Annotated in this window: 20 protein-coding genes; 7 read left to right on the top strand and 13 right to left on the bottom strand. The window is 68.7% G+C overall.

Annotation, left to right across the window (positions count from 1 at the left end; all coding sequences use genetic code 11):
* Positions 1 to 3: 3 nt before the first annotated feature.
* From maiA to EDC64_RS06710, 8 genes are all read right to left on the bottom strand, one after another.
* A complete protein-coding gene (maiA, locus tag EDC64_RS06745) occupies positions 4 to 651 on the bottom strand; it encodes a maleylacetoacetate isomerase (RefSeq protein WP_132030509.1) in 648 nt (215 codons plus the stop codon).
* Positions 652 to 743: 92 nt separating this feature from the next.
* A complete protein-coding gene (locus EDC64_RS06740; RefSeq protein ID WP_132030508.1) occupies positions 744 to 1,796 on the bottom strand; it encodes an amidohydrolase family protein in 1,053 nt (350 codons plus the stop codon).
* Positions 1,797 to 1,833: 37 nt separating this feature from the next.
* Positions 1,834 to 2,547, bottom strand: a complete 714-nt coding sequence (locus EDC64_RS06735) for an ABC transporter ATP-binding protein (protein ID WP_338023386.1) — start codon at positions 2,545 to 2,547, stop codon at positions 1,834 to 1,836.
* Positions 2,537 to 3,277, bottom strand: coding sequence for an ABC transporter ATP-binding protein (locus EDC64_RS06730; RefSeq protein WP_245504571.1), 741 nt, complete (start codon positions 3,275 to 3,277; stop codon positions 2,537 to 2,539). The genes EDC64_RS06735 and EDC64_RS06730 overlap by 11 nt, the downstream gene beginning before the upstream one ends.
* Entirely contained in the window at positions 3,274 to 4,266 is a 993-nt protein-coding gene (locus tag EDC64_RS06725) for a branched-chain amino acid ABC transporter permease (RefSeq protein WP_132030507.1), read from the bottom strand. The genes EDC64_RS06730 and EDC64_RS06725 overlap by 4 nt, the downstream gene beginning before the upstream one ends.
* Entirely contained in the window at positions 4,263 to 5,123 is an 861-nt protein-coding gene (locus EDC64_RS06720) for a branched-chain amino acid ABC transporter permease (protein ID WP_132030506.1), read from the bottom strand. Before EDC64_RS06720 ends, EDC64_RS06725 begins: the two co-directional genes overlap by 4 nt.
* Before the next feature lie 150 nt (positions 5,124 to 5,273).
* A complete protein-coding gene (locus EDC64_RS06715; RefSeq protein WP_132030505.1) occupies positions 5,274 to 6,521 on the bottom strand; it encodes an ABC transporter substrate-binding protein in 1,248 nt (415 codons plus the stop codon).
* 176 nt (positions 6,522 to 6,697) lie between these two features.
* Entirely contained in the window at positions 6,698 to 8,494 is a 1,797-nt protein-coding gene (locus tag EDC64_RS06710; RefSeq protein ID WP_207915938.1) for a CocE/NonD family hydrolase, read from the bottom strand.
* Positions 8,495 to 8,632: 138 nt separating this feature from the next.
* Here EDC64_RS06710 and EDC64_RS06705 point away from each other — a divergent pair, with 138 nt between their 5' ends.
* Complete coding sequence (locus EDC64_RS06705; RefSeq protein WP_132030504.1) at positions 8,633 to 9,520, top strand: NAD(P)-dependent oxidoreductase; 888 nt, start codon at positions 8,633 to 8,635, stop codon at positions 9,518 to 9,520.
* A gap of 24 nt (positions 9,521 to 9,544) precedes the next feature.
* Complete coding sequence (locus EDC64_RS06700) at positions 9,545 to 9,985, top strand: GlcG/HbpS family heme-binding protein (protein ID WP_132030503.1); 441 nt, start codon at positions 9,545 to 9,547, stop codon at positions 9,983 to 9,985.
* 31 nt (positions 9,986 to 10,016) lie between these two features.
* Here EDC64_RS06700 and otnC read toward each other — a convergent pair whose 3' ends face one another.
* Positions 10,017 to 10,715: a 3-oxo-tetronate 4-phosphate decarboxylase gene (otnC, locus tag EDC64_RS06695; protein ID WP_132030502.1), complete on the bottom strand. Its 699-nt coding sequence runs from the start codon at positions 10,713 to 10,715 to the stop codon at positions 10,017 to 10,019.
* 155 nt (positions 10,716 to 10,870) lie between these two features.
* Between otnC and ltnD the strand changes: the two genes are divergently transcribed.
* Together ltnD and otnK are read left to right on the top strand one after the other, a co-directional pair.
* Positions 10,871 to 11,788 carry an L-threonate dehydrogenase gene (gene ltnD, locus EDC64_RS06690; RefSeq protein ID WP_132030501.1) on the top strand — a complete coding sequence of 306 codons (918 nt, stop codon included), beginning with the start codon at positions 10,871 to 10,873 and terminating at the stop codon, positions 11,786 to 11,788.
* Complete coding sequence (gene otnK, locus EDC64_RS06685) at positions 11,785 to 13,056, top strand: 3-oxo-tetronate kinase (RefSeq protein ID WP_132030500.1); 1,272 nt, start codon at positions 11,785 to 11,787, stop codon at positions 13,054 to 13,056. Before ltnD ends, otnK begins: the two co-directional genes overlap by 4 nt.
* A 295-nt stretch (positions 13,057 to 13,351) precedes the next feature.
* On the opposite strand, the gene EDC64_RS06680 is transcribed toward otnK, so the two are convergent.
* From EDC64_RS06680 to hemE, 4 genes are all read right to left on the bottom strand, one after another.
* Positions 13,352 to 15,319, bottom strand: coding sequence for a SpoIIE family protein phosphatase (locus tag EDC64_RS06680; RefSeq protein WP_132030499.1), 1,968 nt, complete (start codon positions 15,317 to 15,319; stop codon positions 13,352 to 13,354).
* 97 nt (positions 15,320 to 15,416) lie between these two features.
* Positions 15,417 to 15,914: a universal stress protein gene (locus EDC64_RS06675; protein ID WP_132030498.1), complete on the bottom strand. Its 498-nt coding sequence runs from the start codon at positions 15,912 to 15,914 to the stop codon at positions 15,417 to 15,419.
* Between the two features lie 15 nt (positions 15,915 to 15,929).
* Positions 15,930 to 16,355 (bottom strand): protoporphyrinogen oxidase HemJ, encoded by a 426-nt coding sequence (hemJ, locus tag EDC64_RS06670; protein WP_132030497.1) that lies wholly within the window; start codon positions 16,353 to 16,355, stop codon positions 15,930 to 15,932.
* A gap of 84 nt (positions 16,356 to 16,439) precedes the next feature.
* Positions 16,440 to 17,483: a uroporphyrinogen decarboxylase gene (gene hemE, locus EDC64_RS06665; RefSeq protein WP_132030496.1), complete on the bottom strand. Its 1,044-nt coding sequence runs from the start codon at positions 17,481 to 17,483 to the stop codon at positions 16,440 to 16,442.
* Positions 17,484 to 17,814: 331 nt separating this feature from the next.
* Here hemE and EDC64_RS06660 point away from each other — a divergent pair, with 331 nt between their 5' ends.
* Genes EDC64_RS06660 through EDC64_RS06650 form a run of 3 tightly spaced genes read left to right on the top strand, consistent with a single transcriptional unit; the run spans position 17,815 to position 20,134 of the window.
* Positions 17,815 to 18,669: a pyruvate, water dikinase regulatory protein gene (locus EDC64_RS06660; RefSeq protein ID WP_245504570.1), complete on the top strand. Its 855-nt coding sequence runs from the start codon at positions 17,815 to 17,817 to the stop codon at positions 18,667 to 18,669.
* Positions 18,666 to 19,295, top strand: coding sequence for a Maf family protein (locus EDC64_RS06655; protein ID WP_132030494.1), 630 nt, complete (start codon positions 18,666 to 18,668; stop codon positions 19,293 to 19,295). Before EDC64_RS06660 ends, EDC64_RS06655 begins: the two co-directional genes overlap by 4 nt.
* The gene (locus EDC64_RS06650; RefSeq protein WP_132030493.1) at positions 19,292 to 20,134 is read left to right on the top strand and encodes a shikimate dehydrogenase; all 843 of its coding nucleotides are present in this window, start codon (positions 19,292 to 19,294) and stop codon (positions 20,132 to 20,134) included. Before EDC64_RS06655 ends, EDC64_RS06650 begins: the two co-directional genes overlap by 4 nt.

Genomic DNA, 20,134 nt, shown 5'->3' with positions numbered 1-20,134 from the left:
GCGTCAGGTCGGCGCGCCGGGCTGCTTGAGGGCGTGCGCGTCGGCGAAGGCGGGAAGCGCGAAGCAGGCGTCGGTCAGCGCCGCGAAGCGGGGATAGGCGGACAGGTCGAGGCCGAACATCCGCGCGCTCATGGCGTGGCCGGCGATGCAGATGTCGGCGATGCCCGGCGCCGCGCCGAGCGCGAAGGGCGCCGGCGGGCGCTGCTCGAACCGGCGTTCGTAAGTGCCGAGGCCGATGCCGATCCAGTGCCCGACCCAGGCCTTCACCGCCGCCTCGTCGGCGCCGAACGTGTCGCCGAGATGCTTGCGGATGCGCGGCACCATCAGCGGGTGGGTGTCGGCGACCGTCGCGAGCGCGAGCGCGCGGGCATAGGCCCGCTCGCGGGGGGCCGCTGGCATCAGCGGCGGGGCGGGATGGATCTCGTCGAGATATTCGAGGATGGCGAGCGACTGGACCAGGATATGGCCATCGTCCTCGATCAGAGCCGGCACCGCATGGGCCGCGTTCACCGCGGTGAAGTCCGGGGTGAACTGGCGGCCGTCGAGGATGTCGAGCGCGACCTCCTCATAAGCGAGGCCCTTGAGGTTGAGCGCCACCCGGACCCGGAACGAGGCGATGGAGCGCCAGAAGCCGTACATGCGGAGCGTCATGTCCCTGTCCTCCCGAAAGCCGGATCCGAATGGCTCCCATGGCCGGCCGGAGCCGGCCATGGGACGAGGCTGCGCCGCACGGGCGCGGCGGATCACAGACCGAGCAGCGCCTTGGCGTTGCCGCCGCAGATCGCCGCCTTGGCGGCATCGTCGAGCGCGCTCGCCATGACGTGGCCGACCGGGTCGCTGTCCGCCATGTCATAGGGATAATCGGTCCCCATGAAGACATGGTCGACGCCGACCAGGCGCACCAGCGCCTCGAGCTGCTCGACCGAGAACACCACGGTGTCGAAATACATCCGCTTGAGATAGGTGGTCGGGGCGTGCGGGATCACCTTCACGTCCGAGCGCGCGCCCCAGGCATGGTCCATGCGGGCGGAATAGGCGCCGACGAAGCCGCCGCCATGGACGGCGAAGATCTTCAGCTTGGGATGGCGCTCCATCACCCCGTCGAAGATCAGATAATGGATCGCGAGCGTGGTCTCGAGCGGGTTGCCGACGACATTGTTGAGATAGAAGCGCGACAGGCGGTTGGCCTCGGTGAAGCCGTTGGGATGCAGGGTGACGATCGCCCCCAGCTCCTCCGCCTTGGCCCAGAAGGGCGCGAATTCGGGATCCGACAGCTCCTTGCCGTGGACGTTCGTGAGCACCTGCACGCCCTTGAAGCCCAGGCTGTTCACGACATAGTCCAGCTCGGCCGCGGCCATGGCGCCGTCCTGGAGCGGCACGGTGCCGAAGCCGACGAAGCGGTCCGGCTTGCCGGCGACATATTCCGCGATGCCGTCATTCACCACGCGCGCGGCCTTGGCCGCGATGTCGGCCGCCACGGTGTAATAGCACTGGCCGGGCGGGCACATGACGAGCTGCTGGTCGATGCCGGCGGCGTCGAGATCCGCCAGGCGCTCGTCATATTGCGTCATGCGCGAGGCGCGGTCCTTCTCCTGCTTCTGGTTCAGCGCCTTGGTGTCCGGGCTGCCATAGCGGGCGAGCGGGATGGTCTGGATGTCGAGATGGCCTTCCACGATCTTGGCGGCGGCGGGCACCGCGACATGGGCATGCATGTCGAAGGTGAGGCCCTGGGGCCGGGGGGTCGCGCCGTGACGGCGCCCGGCGGACGGGCCGTAGGAATTCCAAACGTCGGTCATGGGAAGGGTCCTGTGAAATGGGCCAGAAGGCGGAGGGTCAGAACACGCCGAGATGCTGCGAAATGAGTCGCTGGTCGGCCGCGGCGTCTCCGGCGGAGCCGGAAAACACCACTTGTCCGGTATTGATGATCACGATGTCATCCGCAAGGTTCAGCGTCATCTTGATGTTCTGTTCGACCAGCACGATCGAGAGGCCTTCGGCCTTCAGCATCGCGATGGTGCGGCCGACATCGGCGACGATCTGGGGCGCGAGGCCTTCGGACGGCTCGTCCATCAAGAGCACGCGGGGATTGCCCATCAAGGCGCGGCCGATCGCCAGCATCTGCTGCTCGCCGCCGGAGAGCGAGCCGGCGAACTGGCTCTGGCGCTCCTTCAGGCGCGGGAAAATGTCGAACACCCGCGCCAGCGTCCAGGCGGTGCGCCCGCCCGGGGTCTGGGCGGCGACCTGGAGATTTTCCTTCACGGTGAGCGAGCGGAAGATCCGTCGCCCCTGCGGCACCAGGCAGACGCCGTTGCGCGCGATCGCCTCGGGGCTGTTGCCGCTGATCTTCTCGCCATTGAGGCGGATCGCCCCCTCGCGGGTCGCGAGAAAGCCCATGATGGTGCTCATGCAGGTGGTCTTGCCGGCGCCGTTGCGCCCGAGCAGGCCGAGCAGCCGGCCCTCCTTCAGCGCGAAGCTGATGCCGTGCAGGACGTGGCTGTCGCCGTAATAAGCGTGCACGTCGGTGAGTTCGAGGATGTCACTCGCCAAGATAGATCTCCCGGGTGCGCGGGTCCGCCACGACTTCGGCGCGCGTGCCCTCGACGATCACCTCGCCGAAATGCAGCACGGTGATCTGCTCGGCAAAGGCGAGCGCCACGTCCATGTCGTGCTCGATCATCACGATGGTGACGTCGCGTGGAATGGTGGTGAGGAGCGCGCTGACCGCATTGCGCTCGTTCTGGGACAAACCGGCGAGCGGCTCGTCCAGCAGCAGCAGTTTGGGCTTCTGGGCGAGCGCCATGGCGAGTTCGAGCCGGCGCCGCTCGCCATAGGAGGTCTCGGCGACCAGGCGGTCGCCGCTCCCCCCGAGCCCGACCTGGGTGAGCGCGTCGTGCGCGAGGTCGAACAGTTCCGAGCGGCGCCGCAGCGCGCGCCAGAAATCCCAGCGCTCGCCGCGCAGACCGAGCAGCGCCAGGACGACATTGTGCAGCAGCGTGTCCTGCGGAAACAAAGTGAGGATCTGGTAGGTGCGCGCGAGGCCCTTGGCCACCCGGTCCTTGGTGCGCAGCTTCAGCAATTCCTCGCCGAACAGCCGGACCGAGCCGGCATCCGGGCGCAGATCTCCGGTGATCTGGTTGAACAGGGTGGTCTTCCCCGCCCCGTTCGGGCCGATGATCAGCCGCCGCTCGCCCGGGGCGATCCGCATCGTGATGTCGCGGGTGACGACGAGGCCGCCGAAGCGCTTCGACAGGCCGGTGATTTCGAGGGCGGGAATCATGAGGCGCGCTCCGGCGCAGCGGCGGGCGGGGTGGCCGTCTCGTCGGCCGGGGCGGCGGCGGGCTTCTTGCGGCTGATCAGCCGGCGGAAGCCCGGAACCAGGCCGGTCGGCATGAACACGACCGCGAGCACGAAGATCAGGCCGAGCAGCGCGTTCCAGCGCTCGACATAGGTCGAGGCGACATTCTTCACCAAAGTGACGATGATCGCGCCGACCATCGGCCCGGTCAGCGTCGAGGCGCCGCCGAGAATGGTCATCAGAAGCACCTCGGCGGACTGCTGGAGCGAGACCGCATAGGGGCTGACGAACTTCTGGTAATAGACGAACAGCAGTCCGGCGACGGCGGCCCAGAAGCCGGACATGACGAACGCCGCCCAGCGGATCATCCAGACGTCGTGGCCGAGCATCCGCATGCGCCGAGGCTGGTCGCGGGCGCCCCGCAGCGAGGCGCCGAACGGGGAATTCACCACCCGCCAGATTACATAGACCGACACCGCGAAGACGATCAGCGAGAAGTAATAGAAGCTCATCGCGCCGTTGATATCGATGCCGAACGGGGCCGGCCGCTGGGGGAAGCGCATGCCGTTGTCGCCCTGGGTGAGCGCCACCCAGCGATAGGCGACGCCCCAGACGATCTGGCCGAGGGCGAGGGTGATCATCAGGAAGGACAGGCCGCTGGCGCGCAGCGCCAGCACGCCGAACACCGCGGCGGTCCCGGTCGCGACCCCGACCGCGCCGATCGCCGAGGTCAGATGATCCCAGCCGGCGACCGTGTGCAGCCAGGTCACCGCATAAGCCGCGATGCCGAAATAGGCGGCGTGGCCGAGCGAGGTCATGCCGCCATAGCCGACGATGAGATTGAGGCTCACCGCGAACAGCGCGTAGCACAGGATCTGGCTGCAGAGATTGATGAAGAAGTCGTCCATCATGAACGGCACGAGCGCCAGGAGGACGGCGATGAGGAGGAGGGCGATGAAAGAGCGGGTCATTGGCGCGACCCCGCGAACAGGCCCTCGGGCATCAGGACGAGCACCGCGACCATGGGTAGGAACAGGATGACGTAAGCGAAATCGGGAAACAGAGCGGTGCCGAAATTATAGATGAAGCCGACCGCGAAGCTGCCGACGAAGGCGCCCATGAGGCTGCCGACGCCGCCGAGGATCACCACCACCAGCGCCAGCGGCAGCATGTCCGCATCCAGCCCGGGATAGGCCTGCATGATCGGCCCCCCGATCGTCCCGCCGAGCCCGGCGAGCGCTGCCCCGAGCATGAACACCATCATGAAGAGCAGCGAGACGCGGATGCCGACGCCGCGCGCCATCTCCATGTCGTCGACGCCGGCGCGGATCATGGCGCCGAGCCGGGTGCGCTCCATCAGCAGATAGAGCAGCACGGCCGCGATCACCGCGATCACCAGGACCACCAGGCGATAGGTCGGGAAGGCGTAGCCCATCAGGAACATGGGCGGGCGCGCCCATTGCGGGGCGGGGACCGGAACCGGATCCCCGGTCCAGACCATCAGGCAGACATCGGCGATGATGAAGGAGACGCCGAGCGTCACCAGCACCTGGCCCTGGGCGTTGCCGGCCAGCTTGCGCAGCAAACCGCGTTCCAGAATGACGCCGAGCACGCCCACCGCGAGCCCGGAGAGCAGCGCCGCGATCCAGAAATTGGCCCCCCAATTCATGAAGGTCGCGCCGAAATAGGCGCCCAGCATGAAGAAGGCCCCGTGCGCGAGATTGGGCATGCGCATCAGGCCGAAGATCAGCGAGAAGCCCGACGACAGGAGGAACAGCAGGCCGCCGAAGGCAATGCTGTTGAGGGTCTGAATGAGCCAGAACTGCATTCTGGTCGTCCTCTGAAGGGTGAAGCACGATCCGAGCCGGGCGCGCCCGGCATCCGCGCGAGCGGCGTCGCGCAAGCCTGCGCGGCGCCGTCAATGGCCGGGTCGCCCCGGCCATGATCGTCGGTGTCGGCGCCGAACGGGCGCCCGGCCTCAGTTCTCGAGGAACTTGGCCGGCGGATAGTCGCGCGAATAGACCGGATTCTTCAGAAACTCTTCCGGATTGTACTTCCAGAACTGGCTGACGTTCTCGTAGGTCTTGATGACCGCATTCACCAGCCGGCCGTTCTGTTTCTCGACCCGCCGGATATAAATGTTTCCGACCGCATTGCCGTATTTGTCGAAGGCCACGGGACCACGGACCGTGTCCTCCACCTTGTTGGTGCGCAGTGCATTCATCAAGGCCTGCTTGTCGTCCTTGCCGCCGGTGGTCTTCAGCGCGGCTTCGAGCACCGCTCCGGCCGTATAGGTCGCCGCGCCGTAATAGCCGGGCTCGACCTTGTAGTCCCGCACCATGCCCGCCACGAACTTCTTGTTGGTCGCGGTGTCGATGGTCGCGGAATAATAGTTCACCGAAAGCAGGCCGATGGCGTCGTCGCCCATCTGCTGGAGCAGGCTCTCGTCGAACGCCGTCATGCCGCCGAGCAGCGGGATCTTGCCCTTGAGCCCGTATTCGTTGAACTGGCGGAAGAAGCGGAAGCCGTTCGAGCCGGCGAAGGCCGCGAACATGCCGTCGACCTTGGTATTGATCTGGGCGATATAGGTTCCATAGTCCGGGACGGCGAGCGGCGGCCAGAGCTTCTGGACGATCTTGCCGCCTTCTTCCTCGAACACCCGCTGGAAGCCGGAATTCTGTTCGTGGCCATAGGCGATGTCGTCGGCGATGGTCGAGCAGCGCTTGTACTTCAGATCCTTGGCGGCATAGTCGCCCATCACCTGCGCGCATTGCGAGGAGGTGGAGGTGACGCGCACGAACCAGGGATTGGCGCGGCGCTGGGTCATGTCGTCGGCGGCGGCGACCGAGATGGTCGGGGTCTTGGTCTCGCGGATATAATCGTCGAGCGCCAGCGCCTCCTGGGTGGAGAGCGGGCCGATCATCGCGGCGATGCCGTTGCGCTCGACCAATTCCTGCATCTTGGTGCGGGCGACGGCCGGCGCGCCGCCGGTATCGACCGTGTAGAGCTCGACCGGAACCCCGGCCATCATGTTGTTGCGCTCTTTCAGATAGAGATTGAGCGCCTGCTCCATCTGGATGCCGCCCGAGGCGAGCGGCCCGGTCTTCACCGTCATGAAGCCGATGCGCACCGGCTTGGCCTGGGCGCGCACGGCCGGAGCGCCGAGCGCGGCGACGCCGACGCCCGCGCCAATGCCTTTCAGAACGCTTCTGCGATCTATCCTCATGGCTCTTCTCCTTGGCTTTCCCAGTGGACGGGCGGATGTTCCGCCTCTTGTCGATTTGTCTTCGCTTCGATGTGGCTTCTGGTCGTGGGCGGTCCGGAGGGCCGGGCCGGGAGGCGAGCCGGGCCGCGTTGGCGCGCGGCCGGTCTCGCAAGGGAGCGGCGCCAGAGGGCGCGGCGTCAGCGTGCCGGTATGATCGGCAGCAGGACGTAGGACTCGCGATCGGGCGAGAAATGCAGCGTCGTGGTGCCGCCGAACACCTCCGGCGGACGGTCGAGCGGATCGTTGTGCAGGAAGGGCCCGCACCCGGTCAGCTCGTTCTTGAAATTGGAGAGCTTGCCGCCGGAACCGCCCGGCCACTCGTAATCCTTGCCGCGCACGCTGAGGCCGATCCGATAGCCCTTGGGCACAACGATCGAGGTCGGCCAGATCTCGATGTCCAGCTCCACCGTCTCGCCCGGCGTCAGGGGCTGCTTCTCGTCATGCGTGTGATACGGGCGGTAGGGCTCGGACAAAGCCGGGTCGAGCTTGCGGTGCGAGGCCCGCAGCCAGCCCTGCGCGATCGGCGTGTTCGGGTCGATCGCACCCTGGAAGGTGACTTCCTTCAGATCCGGCGTGAACACCCGCAGCACCAGGAACAGATCGGCGTCGGGGGTGGAGGAGGACACGAAGATCTTGGCGGCGATCGGGCCGGTGATCTCGGTGTCCTCGGCCATGGGGGCGGAGAGGAAGGTGAGGCCGGCGCCCATCGCCTCGAAGGACAAAGTGCGCTCCGCCTTCACCGGCTCGGTGTCGAGACGGCCATTCTTGGCGTGCAGATGGAACTTGGTCCATTGGGTGCGGGCGAGCGGCCATTCGTGCTCTTCGCGCTCGACGAATGTCTCGCCGACATGGCGCACCTGGAGCAGGACGCGGGGCTGCGTGTCCCAGCCATTGTCCGCGCCCTTGAGGAAATGGTCGAAGAAACGCAGCTGCAGCTCGCGGCCATAATCGGTGTAGAAGTGGGTCCAGTGCTCGATGCCGTGCACTTCGAGCCACTTGTCCTTGGAGGCGGCGCGCACGAAGCCCTCGAAATTGCCGCGCGGATGCAGCCCCTGGCCGCCCCAATTGGCCGACGAGAGGAAGGGAACCTCGATGTCGTCCCAGACCGGCGAGCGGTCCTTGTGATAGGTGTCGTCGAGCGGGTGGGCGCGGATCTCGGCGCCGAAATCGCAGCGGTTCGCGGCCAGGGCGTCCTCGGAGAGGAGTTCCGGCCCGCAGACCAATTGGCCGTGCGCCTTGCTGCGCCGGCCGGCCTCGCCGATGCCGTATTGCACCGTCTTGACCTGCATGTCGTACCAATTGGCCCAGAAGGTCGAGAGGATGCCGCCATGATGCGTCATGTCGCGGTACCAGTCGGCCGAGCCTTCCCAGATGCACATGGCGGCGAGATGCGGCGGCTTGTGCTTGGCGACGTGCCATTGGTTCGAGCCGAAATACGAAATGCCGTTCAGCCCGATCTTGCCGTTGCTCCAGTCCTGCACCGCGGCCCACTCGATGCAGTCGTAGAAATCCTTCTGCTCGCGCGGGCCGAACGGGTCGACATAGCCGGGCGAGGTGCCGCAGCCGCGGCTGTCCACGCGCACGCAGGCATAGCCGTGCGGCACCCATTTCTCGGGATCGACGACCTCCCAGGCCTGGAACAGATTGGACGAGCCGGCGGTGACGTCGGGATGCTTTTCCGCCATCCGATGCCAGGCGGAGGGATAGCCTTCCTGGAAGGCGAGGCCTTTGGCATAGGGACCGTAGGTCAGGATCACCGGATAGCGGCCCTCGGCCATCGGCAGGAACACGTCGGCGCGCACGACGAGGCCGTCATCCATCGCAATCGGCACGTCCCAGAGGATCCGCATGCCGGCGCGTGTCTCGGTGAACGCTGGGTAAGGTTGCTTCGACTTCGCGGCCGGCTGCGTGAGCCCTGCTTGCATCGTGGCCATTTTGCTCCTCCCAGAGCTTTTGTTTCTTGTTCTTGACGCATGTTTGTGCGCTTCTTTGCGAACATGCTAGTGATCGGTTGATAATTAGCAAGCCAAAAAAGCCGCCGCGCCGGCGGCAATCGGAGGAGGGTCGGGCCAATGAAGATCGGCTTTGCGGGCATGGGACGCATGGGGACGGCGATGGCGCTGCACCTGCTGGAGCTCGGCCACGACGTCACGGTGTGGAACCGCAGCACCGACAAACTGAAGCCCCTCACCGATGCCGGCGCCAAGACCGTGCCCACCCCGGGCGCCCTGGTCGAGGGCAACGAAGTGATCGTTTCCAGCCTGCTCGACGGCGCCGCGCTGCGCGCCGTCTATGAGGGCGACGGCGGCATCCTCGCCGCCCGGCCGGACGGCCTGCTGGTGGTCGAGATGAGCACCGTCCTGTCGAAGGAGGCGGTCGCGCTGGCCGAGAAGGTCCGCGCCGCCGGCGCCGCCTTCGTGGAATGTCCGGTCGGCGGCACGACCGGCCCCGCCCGCACCGGCAAGCTGCTCGGCCTCGCCGGCGGGACGGATGCGGATTTCGCCCGGGCGAAGCCGCTGCTCGACCAGCTCTGCCGCCGCGTCGAGCATGTCGGCCCGGTCGGCGCGGGCGCCGCCATGAAGCTCGCCATCAACCTGCCGCTGCTGGTCTATTATCAGGCGCTCGGCGAGGCCTATGCGCTGTGCGGCAAGGTCGGGCTCGACACCAAATGGCTGGTGGATTTCTTCACCGACACGTCGGGCGGGATGAACGTGCTGAAGATGCGGGCCGACCCGATCGCCGTCGCGCTCGCCGGCGGCGACACCGGGGCCGCGGCCTTCTCGGTCGACGGCATCCGCAAGGATCTGCGCACCATGATCGCCGAAGCGGGCGAGATGGGCATCGATCTGCCGGTGACGGCGGCGACGCTCGGCGTCTATGACGAGGCCTCCGCGCGCGGGCTCGGCGAGAAGGACGGCTCCATGCTGGCCGGCTACTGGCCGAACAAGGCCCGCGACTGAGCGGAACCGAACGGAGGACGCACCGTGAGCATTTCCCTGACCAAGGCCCTCGAAATCGTCGACGCCGCGCTCGCCAAGGGGCGCGAAATGGCGTTCGAGCCCCTCACCGTGGCGGTGCTCGATGCCGGCGGCCACCTCGTCGCGCTGAAGCGGGAGGACCGCTCCGGCATCCTGCGGCCGGACGTGGCCATCGGCAAAGCCTGGGGCGCGCTCGGCATGGGCTTCGGCTCGCGCGAACTCGGCGAGCGGGCCGTCAAGGTCCCGCACTTCATGAACGCCTTGATGGCGGCGAGCGGCGGACGCTTCGTGCCGGTCGCCGGCGGCGTGCTGATCCTCTCCGGCGGCGACGTGATCGGCGCGGTCGGGATCTCCGGCGACACCTCCGACAATGACGAAATCTGCTGCCTCGCCGGCATCGCCGCCGCCGGCTATGTCGGCCAGACGGGCTTCCGCCCGCCGCAATAGCCGGCTTGGGCGGCGCCGCGGCCTATTTGGCCTATTCCGGCGGCGCCGTCCCCGCCCCGCCCGCCGCGGGTCCGTGGGCATGCGGCGCCGGCACGTCCACGCCGAACACCTCGACCAGGTCCGCGATCTGCGCCGGCGTCAGCAGGCGCGGATTGAGATTGCGCAGCAGGAGATGGAGCTTCGCCGTCTCCTCCAGTTCCTCCATCGCGAACACCGCCGCCTCGAGGCTCGCCCCGGCCACGACCGGCCCGTGATTGGCGAGCAGGACCGAGGCATAGCGCCCCGCCAGCCCCTTGATCGCGTCGGCCACCGCCGGATCCCCCGGCCGATAATAGGGCACGAGCGCCACCTGCCCGGCACGCATCAGCGAATAGGCGGTCAGCGGCGGCAGCACGCAGGCCGGGTCGATCTCCGGCAGCATCGAAACCGCCACCGCATGGGTGGAATGCAGGTGGACGATGGCCTGCGCCCCGGTGCGGGTGTCGTACAGCGCGGAATGCAGCGGCAATTCCTTGGTCGGCGGGTCGCCTGCGACCAGCCGACCCTGCGCGTCGAGCCGGGACAGCCGGGCCGGATCGAGATGGCCGAGCGAGGCGTTGGTCGGGGTCGCCAGCCATCCGCCGTCGGGCAGCCGCACCGAGATGTTGCCCGATGCGCCGGGCGTGAGGCCGCGCTCGAACAGCGAGCGGGCAAATCGGCAGATCTCCTCGCGCAGCCGGGCGTCGGACATGATGGTGCCCCCTTTTCCGCCATCTTCCACGTCGCGCCCGCGGCCGCAAGACGGCCCGTCGCATCCGCCCTTGGCAGGGCGGGCGCGCCGGCCTAACCAGGGGTCCAAGGGGCGCAGACCCCGCGGGCGCCGGCCCCCGGCGCCGGGAGGACACCATGGCGGAACCTGATTTGCACAGAGCGGCCGTCTTCGGCCTCGGCTCGATGGGAAGCGGCATGGCGCTCAGCCTGCTGCGGGCCGGCTTCGACGTCGTCGGCTTCGATCCTTCCGGCGACGCGGTCGCGCGCTTTGTCGCCGCCGGCGGGCGGGGCGCGGCCAGTCCCGCCGCAGCGGCGGACGGCGCCGGAATCGCGGTGGGCGTCGTCGTCAATGCCGCCCAGACCGAAGCGGTGCTGTTCGGGCCGGACGGAGCGGCGGCGGCCTTGCCCGACGGCGCGGTGTTCGTCTCCTGCGCCACCATGGATCCCGAGCGCGCGCGCGATCTGGCGCGGCGGGTCACCGACGGCGGTCGGCTCTATCTCGACGCGCCGATCTCGGGCGGTGCCGCCCGCGCCGCGACCGGAGCGCTGACGGTGCTGGCCTCCGGCAGCCCGGACGCCTTCGCCAGAGCGCGGCCCGCGCTCGACGCGATGGCGGCGAAAATCTACGAACTGGGCCCGGAGCCCGGCACCGGCGCCGCCTTCAAGATGGTCAACCAATTGCTGGCCGGAATCCATATCGCCGCCGCCTGCGAGGCCTTCACCTTCGCCGCGCGCCAGGGGCTCGACCTCGCCAAGGTCTATGAGGTGATCACCGCCTCGGCCGGCAACAGCTGGATGTTCGAGAACCGCATGCCGCATGTGCTGGCCGGTGATTACCGGCCGCTCAGCGCGGTCGAGATTTTCGTCAAGGATCTCGGCATCGTCCAGGACATGGCCCGCGACGCCCGCTTCCCGGTGCCGCTCGCCGCCGCCGCGCTCCAGCTCTATCTCGCCGCGGCGGGCGCCGGCATGGGCCGCGACGACGATGCCTCGCTCGCCCGCCTCTATGCCCAGCTCGGCGGCGTCAGTCTTCCCGGAGAGCCCCAGTCATGACTTTGCGCCTCGGTGCCGTCGCCGACGATTATACCGGCGCGTCGGACCTCGCCAACACCCTGACCAAGGCCGGCCTGCGCACGGTCCAGACCATCGGCGTGCCCGACCCCGCGCTCGCGCTCCCGGACGTCGACGCGGTCGTCGTGGCCCTGAAGAGCCGCGCCATCCCCGCCGACGACGCGGTGGCGCTGTCGCGCGCCGCGTGCGGCTGGCTGACCGAGCGGGGCGCCGCCCATGTGATGTTCAAGGTGTGCTCGACCTTCGATTCCACCGATGCCGGCAATATCGGCCCGGTCATGGACGCGCTTCGGGCCGATCTCGGCGCCGCCACGATCCTGGTCTCGCCGGCCTTTCCCGAGACCCAGCGGACGGTCTATCAGGGCCATCTCTTCGTCGGCACGGTGCCGCTCTCCGAGAGCCCGCTCAAGGATCATCCCCTCAATCCGATGCACGATTCCAACCTCGTGCGGGTGCTGGCGCGGCAATCGGCAGGTCGGATCGGCCTGATCGACCTCGCAACCATGGAAGCCGGCCCGGAGGCCGTGCGCGCCCGCTGTGCCGCGCTGGCGGAAACCGGGATCGGCGCGGCGATCGCCGATGCCGTGTTCGAGCGGCACCTGGAGGTCATGGGAATCGTCGCCCTCGATCAGCCCGTGTCGGTGGGCGCGTCCGGGCTCGGCCTCGGCCTGGCACGGGCGCTGGGCCGCGCCGGCCCGGACCGGGCAACCGCGGCCGCGCCCCTCGCCGCGCTCGGCGGTCCGGCGGCGATCCTCGCCGGAAGCTGCGCGGCCGCGACCCTGGAACAGATTCGCATCGCCGAGACCGTCCTGCCGGTCCTGCGCCTCGCCGGCGCCGCTTTGGTGACGGAGCGCGCGCGCGCCGTCGCCGAAGCGCTCGCCTGGGCGCGCGAGCGCTTGCCGCACGGTCCGGTGCTGATTGCCGCGAGCGGCACGCCGGAGGAGGTCGCCGCGCTCCAGGCGCGGTTCGGGCGCACCGAATCCGGCCATGCCATCGAACAGGCGAGCGCCGATCTCGCGGAAGGTCTGGTCGCGGCCGGCGTGCGGCGGCTGGTCGTGGCCGGCGGGGAGACGTCGGGCGCGGTGGTCGACCGGCTCGGCCTTCCCGCCTTTCTCCTGGGGCCGGAAATCGCCGCCGGCGTGCCGGTCCTCGCCACCGTCGGGGCGCCCCTGGAGATGCGGTTCGCGCTCAAATCGGGCAATTTCGGCGGCCCGGATTTCTTCGCGCGGGCGCTGGAGGCCATGCCCTGATGCGGGCCCCCCTGGCCAGCGCCCAAAACACTGTCAGGAGGTGCGGACGAGTTCTTCCGGTCCGAAGTTGATACCACCCTGCGTCAGCCCGGGGAGAGGTATCAATATGCATTTAGGGGCCGCCCATCGGCGCTTCCTCCGCCCGGTCGCCGCGATCTCAGGGTACGTTTCGGAGGTATCTTCTTGCACCTTGGGGCGATCATCCATGCATCTGCTCCAAGTGGCGACGGGTTACAGGGTTTGACACCCGGATAGCCCCAGGGCAAGACGCACTTCTGCTTGCAGAGTGCCGCGATCACACGGTCTCGGAGGGGGGAGAGTCGAGCCAGGCCTGGAACGCCACCAGTTCCGGACGCCCCTGCGCGGCGACCTGGCGCGCGAGCGCAAGGCGCATCGCGGGGTCGGTTTCGTGCTCGACCTGCCGCACCAGCGCCGCGGTCGCGGTGAGGCCGAACTGCCCGAGCACGCCGGCAAAGGCATGCGCCGTCGGCGTCAGCGCCTCGGCATCGCCCTCGGCCACCAGATCCTCCCACTCGCCGAACCGGCGGGTGGCATTGTCGACGAAGCGCAAGGCGAGCCCGCGGAAACTGTCTTCGCCGACCGCGCGGCGCAGCGCGCCGACACCGCTTGGATCCGGCGCCGCGGCCAAAGCTGCGGAAGCGGACGGATCCGGTTCCGCAACTGGAGCGGCCAGGCGGGGTCCGGGCGGGATCGCTGGCATATCGGGCGGCGGCAGGGCCATGCTCGGCAGGGCGCCCGCCCGCTGGGCCGCCGAAATGCCTTCGATCAGGACCAGGGTCCAGTCGTCCTCGGGGTCCGGCCCCAGCCGGTCGGTGATGCGCGCGCCGGCATTGCGCAGCACGGTGCGCAGCGGCTTCCGGGCATTCGCCTGGATCACCGCGATGAGCCAGTCGGGACAGGCGCCCCCGCTCGCGAGTTCGGCGGGATCGAGCCCGTCGGTGGCGAGCAGCAGGCGATCGCCCCATTCCAGCCGAAGCTGGACGCTTTCATAGCGGGCGTTCGGCGCGAAGCCGAGGAGCGGGCCATCCACCACGACGCTGCGCACGCCGCCGCGTGAGATCAGGGTCGGATAGGGATGCCCGGCGGAGGCGATTTCGATCGCCCCGTCTTCCCACAGATCGATCACCAGAGCGGTCGCCATCGCCGCGTCGAAGCCGGGTTCCGAGAACACGAGGTTGGACCAGCGGGTCAGATAGTGCGACGGCCCGAGCTGCGCACCGACATCGAGGGCGCGGATCATGGCCGCCTGCGCCACCGCCCCGGCCTTCGCATCGATGCCATGGCCCATAATGTCGGCGAGCACGATCCGGTCCGCCCCGGCGCGGGGCAGATGCACCACCAGATCGCCGCCGCCGATATCGGCGGTCTCCCATTGCAGTGCCAGATTGAAGGGCCCGAGCCGTTCCGGCAAAGCCGGGCGGACCAGTTTTTCGAGCGCAAGGCCGAAATAGCGCAGCAGCCGCGCGCGCTGCCGGGTCGCGCGCAGAAGAGCGAGCTTCACCGTTTCGAGCAGGGCGGTCGGCTGGACCGGCTTGGTGAGAAACGTATCGACGCCGAATTCCAGTGCCTGGACCCGCACGCTCGAATCGCCCGTGATCATCACGATCGGCACCGGCAGGCGCTCGCTGTCGTCCTCCAGGGCGGTCACGAGCGCCGTGCCGGGCTCGGTCCCCAGGTGAAAATCCGTGAGGATGAGGTCGACCGTGCTGTCGCGCGCGAGGGCGAGCGCCTCCGGCAAGGTCCGGGCGGCGAGCACGCGGTAATGCGGTTCGAGCAGGTCCATATAGGTTTCGAGCAGCAGGTCCTCGTCCTCGACGACCAGAAGGAGCGGCCGCCGCCGCGACAATTGCCGCCGCGCGGTCAGCCGGTTCGGCGGGCCGGGTGAATAGGTGACGCGGTCGAGGGCGCGGCGCGCCAGAGCAAGGCCGCGGCCGGACGTGCCGTCCTCGACGCCGGCCAGCGAGGCGCGCGCCCACTTGCTCTCGAAGGCGTCGAACGGCCCGCCGTCATCCTCGATGGTCAAGGTGAGAACGATGCCGTCGAGAACCGCTTCGAGCGCCAGTTCGCGGGGCGCCGGAGCGGCGTGGCTCACCAGATTGGCCGCCAGTTCGGCGACTGCCAGCACGATCTCGTCGGCGATGTCGGCCCCGATGCGGAGTTCGGCGAACCGGCGCCGCAGCGCCTTGCGGAGCCAGGAGACATCCTCCAGCGTCGCCGCCCGACGCGCCTCGAACAGCTTCACGCTTACCCTCCCCGATCGGCCGAATGCCGGCTTGGCGGGAGTCTATCCGCTGGGCGCGGCGTTGCACGCCCGCGCGGCGAACTTTCTGCATGGCGGCTCAGGCCAATGCGTCGAGGTCCTCGTCGGAGAGGGCGCCGGGCACGATCGTGACCGGGACCGGGAAGCGCGCCGAGGCGGGACCGGCCAGAAGGCCGACCAGGGGACCCGGCCCTTCCGTATCCGTGCCGGCGGCGAGAACGAGGACGGCGATGTCGCGGTCCTCCGCGATCTGCGCGAGCAGCGCCTCGTCCTGCGGCCCCTCGCGGATCGCGTGCTCCGCCGCGACGCCGGAAATCTGCCGCGCCCGTGCGGAGAAATGATCCAGCCGCTCCTGCATCGCTTCGGTCGCCTCGGCGCGCATCAGATCGGCGACGCCGAGCCATTGCTGGCGCACTTCCGCCAATTCCAGAATGCCGAGCATGACCAGCCCGCTGCCGGTCCGCGCCGCGCGCCGGCTGGCATAATAGACCGCGCGATCGCATTCCGGCGTCTCGTCGACGATGACGAGGAATTTGCGGCGGTGACCGGGCTCGTGGATCTGGCGCTTGGGGCTCATGTCACGGCGCTCGCATCAGAACGGCTTGACCACGACCAGGACGACGATGCCCACCATGAGCAGCGCCGGGATCTCGTTCACCATCCGGAAAAAGCGCGCGCTGCGGTCGCGCCGGTCGTCCGCGAACTCCCTCAGCCATTTCGCCTGAAGGCCGTGGAAGGCGGAGAGCCCGAGCACCAGCAGCAATTTCGCATGCATCCAGCCGGCGACGATCCAGCCGCCTTCGTAGAGCAGATACAGCCCGGCGAGCCAGGTCACGATCATCGCCGGATTGCCGATCTGCCGCAGCAGGCGGCGTTCCATCAGCTTGAACGTCTCCGATTGCTGCGCGCCGACGGGCGCGCCGCAATGATAGACGAACAGGCGCGGCAGATAGAGCAGCGTCGCCATCCAGGAGATCAGCGCGACGATGTGCAGGGCCTTGATCCACAAATAGAGCATGCGCGGTCCGGCCGGAGGTGAAGCGCACCATTTCTGCCACGGTTGCACCGCCCCGGCCAAGCGGGGATCGCACAATCCCCGGTTTCAGAGCGGTCCGCGGACTTTCTCCACCAGCCGGTCCACATGGGCGAGCGGGGTCTCCGGCTTGATCCCGTGGCCCAGATTGAAGATGTGCCGGACGCCTTCGAAGTCGCTGCGAATGCGCAGGATTTCCTCGTCGAGCTGCGGCCCGCCGGCGATCAGCCGCAGCGGGTCGAGATTGCCCTGGAGCGCGACCTTGTCCCCAAGCTTGCGCAGCGAAACGCGGTCCGCGGTCCAGTCGAGCCCGACCGCATTTACGCCCAGCGCCGCGATCCGCGCCAAAGCCGCAGCCGACGCACCCTTCGGGAAGGCGATGATCCGCGCCTCGGGATGGCGCGCCCACAGTCCCGCCGCGATCCGCGCCAGGGGATCGAGGCACCAGCGCTCGAACGAGCGGGGATCGAGCACGCCGGCCCAGGTGTCGAAAATCTGCACCGCATCCGCCCCGGCCTCGATCTGGCCGGCGAGATGGGCGATCGAGGTCTCGACCAGGAGGTCGATCAGCGCCTGGAAAAAGTCCGGATCGCGCAGGGCGGCGAGCCGCGCCGGCGCCTGATCGTCGGTCCCGCGGCCGGCGACCATGTAGGTCGCGACCGTCCAGGGCGCGCCGCAGAAGCCGATCAAGGCGGTGCGGGCGGAGAGCTTCGCCCGGGTCCGGGCGATCGCCTCGTAGACCGGCCCGGTGCGCGCCGGATCCAGCGTCTCGGACAGGCGCGCGAGCCCCGCCCCGTCGGTCACCGGATCGAGCCGCGGGCCCTCGCCCGCCTCGAAGCGCAGCCCGGTGCCGAGCGCGTGGGGAATGACGAGGATGTCCGAAAAGATGATCGCGGCGTCGAAATCGTAGCGGCGGATCGGCTGGAGCGTCACCTCGGCGGCGAGGTCCGGCGTGTAGCACAGCGTCAGGAAATCGCCGGCCTTGGCGCGGACGTCGCGATATTCCGGAAGGTAGCGTCCCGCCTGGCGCATCATCCAGAGCGGCGGAGGATCGGAGACCGATCCGTCGAGCACGGCGAGGAAGGGCGAAGCGGTCGCCGGCGCGCGGATCATTCCCATCCCGTCCAATAAAAGAGAATCTTCTTTAAAGAGAGAGTCTGTAGAGTCTTCACGGTTGATTAACCATTCGCAGCGCCGTCGACAACCGCTCCACAGGAAGCGCTGCGTTTCGACGCGGCCCCGCAGCGGCCGATCCCGCTGCCACACAGGTTAAAAAAGGGTTAATGCGGCCCGTCCACACCGCTCCACAGGCAGGGGTCGGATCCTGTCCCCGCGGCGCGAAATGTGGATGACGGTGCCCGCTATTCTCAGGATCGGCTTGCATGGGCGTGCCGGGCATGCCTTCCTGCACCGGCTGTCCACAGGCTTGCCGGGAGACGAACGCGTGAGCGGCGAGAAGGTTGCGCAGCCGGCCTATTTTCACCTTCATCTGGTGTCCGACGCGACCGGCGAGACGCTGATCAATGTCGGCCGGGCGGCCTGCGCGCAATATTCCAACGTCCTGCCGATCGAGCACGTCTACCCGCTCGTCCGCTCGATGACGCAGCTCGAACGGGTCCTGATCGAGATCGAGGGCAATCCCGGCATCGTGCTCTATACGCTGGTGGACAAGGAGATCCGCGAGCGGCTGAAGCAGCGCTGCCGGGAGCTGGGCGTGCCCTTTCTTTCGGTGCTCGCGCCGGTGGTCCAGCTCTTCCAGGCCTATCTCGGCGGCGAGCCGCAGCCGCGCATCGGCGGCCAGCATGCGCTCGACGCGACCTATTTCAAGCGGATCGACGCGCTGAATTTCACCGTCATGCACGATGACGGCCACCTCACCGAGGATCTGGAACAGGCCGACGTGGTGTTGATCGGCGTCTCGCGCACCTCCAAGACGCCGACCTCGATCTATCTCGCCAATCGCGGGGTAAAGACCGCCAACATCCCGCTGGTGCCCAACGTGCCCCTGCCGGCCAATATCGAAAAGCTCAAGAAACCGCTCGTCGTCGGGCTGGTCGCGAGCCCGGACCGGATCGTGGAGATCCGCCAGAACCGCCTACTCGGCCTCAATGCCGCAAATCCGAGCGCGTCCTATGTCGACCGCGAGGCGGTGTCGGAGGAACTCGCTTATTCGCGCCGGCTCTGCGCCCGCCACGGCTGGCCGCAGATCGACGTGACGCGGCGCTCGATCGAAGAGACGGCGGCGGCGATCATCGGACATCTCTCCGAACGGCGGCGGCGGAGCATCGTCGAGACATGAGCCGGCCGGGTACGGGCCTGTGGCGCGGGACCGCCCCGCTCGCGCTCGCCTCGCGGAGCGCAGTGCGGCGCGCCCTTCTCGAAGCGGCCGGCCTGCCGGTCGAGACGGTCGAGGCGGTGGTGGACGAACGCCGCATCGAAGCCGATGCGCCCGCCGCCGAGGCCGCGCCGGACGACATCGCGCGCATTCTCGCCCGCGCCAAGGCGTTCGCCGGAGCGGCCCGGGTCGGACCCGAGCGCTACGTGCTCGGCGCCGACCAGACCTTGGCGCTCGGCGGGACGCTGTTCCACAAGGCGCCGGACCGGGCCGCGGCTGCGCTCCAGCTCTCCCGGCTCGCCGGACGGACCCATGTGCTGCATGCCGCGCTCTGCGTCGTGCGCGACGAGGAAATCCTGTTCGAGGCGCTGGACTGCGCCGCGCTGACGATGCGTCCGCTCTCCGCGGCGGACATCGAGGACTATCTCGACGCGGCGGGCCCCGCCGCCCTCGCCTCGGTCGGGTGCTACCAGCTCGAGGCACTGGGCGTGCACCTGTTCGAGCGCATCGAGGGCGATCACTTCACCATTCTCGGTCTGCCGCTTCTGCCGTTGCTCGGCTTCCTGCGCGGCGAGGAGCTTCTGCCGTGACGGTCCGCGTCTGCGTGGTCGGCCATCCCGCCGCTTATTCCAGATCCCCGCTTCTTCACGGCTATTGGATCGCCCGCCACGGCATCGACGGCTCTTATGGTCGGGAAGACGTGCCGCCGGAGGTCGCGCCGGGCTTCTTCGCGGCCCTCGCCACCCGCTATGACGGCTGCAACGTCACGGCGCCGAACAAGGAGATCGCGTTCCGGGCGGTCGACGTCGCCGATGCCACGGCGCAGCGGCTGGAGGCGGTGAATACGATCTGGTTCGAGACCGGCCGGATGGTCGGCGGCAATACCGATTCCTATGGCTTCATGGCCAATCTCGATTCCGGCGCGCCGGGCTGGGCGGCCGACCGGCCGGTTCTGGTGCTCGGCGCCGGCGGCGCGGCGCGGGCGATCGTCCATGGCCTGCTGGAGCGGGGCGTCCCGCGGCTCGATCTCGCCAATCGCACCTTGTCCCGGGCCGCGGCGCTCGCCGATTTGTTCGGCCCGCGCGTCCGCCCGGTTGCGTGGGACGCGATCGCGGCTCCGCTGCGGGAGGCGGGCCTCGTCGTCAACACCACCTCGCTCGGCATGAAGGGCCACGACCCGCTGGAAATCGACCTCGACGCCGCCCGGCCGGATGCCGTGGTGACGGACGCGGTCTATGTCCCGCTCGAGACGCCGTTCCTGAAGGCCGCCAAAGCGCGCGGCCTCGCCACGGTGGACGGGCTCGGCATGCTGCTCCACCAGGCGGTGCCGGGCTTCGCGCGCTGGTTCGGGGTGCAGCCGGAGGTCGATGCCGGCCTGCGCGCGCTGATCGTCGCTGATCTGCGCGCCAAAGGCCAGTTGGAGGCATGA

Origin of the sequence: Aquabacter spiritensis (assembly GCF_004346185.1) — a bacterium.
In the GTDB taxonomy this organism is placed as follows: Bacteria; Pseudomonadota; Alphaproteobacteria; order Rhizobiales; family Xanthobacteraceae; genus Aquabacter; species Aquabacter spiritensis.
This window is presented reverse-complemented; position numbering and strand designations above follow the sequence as displayed.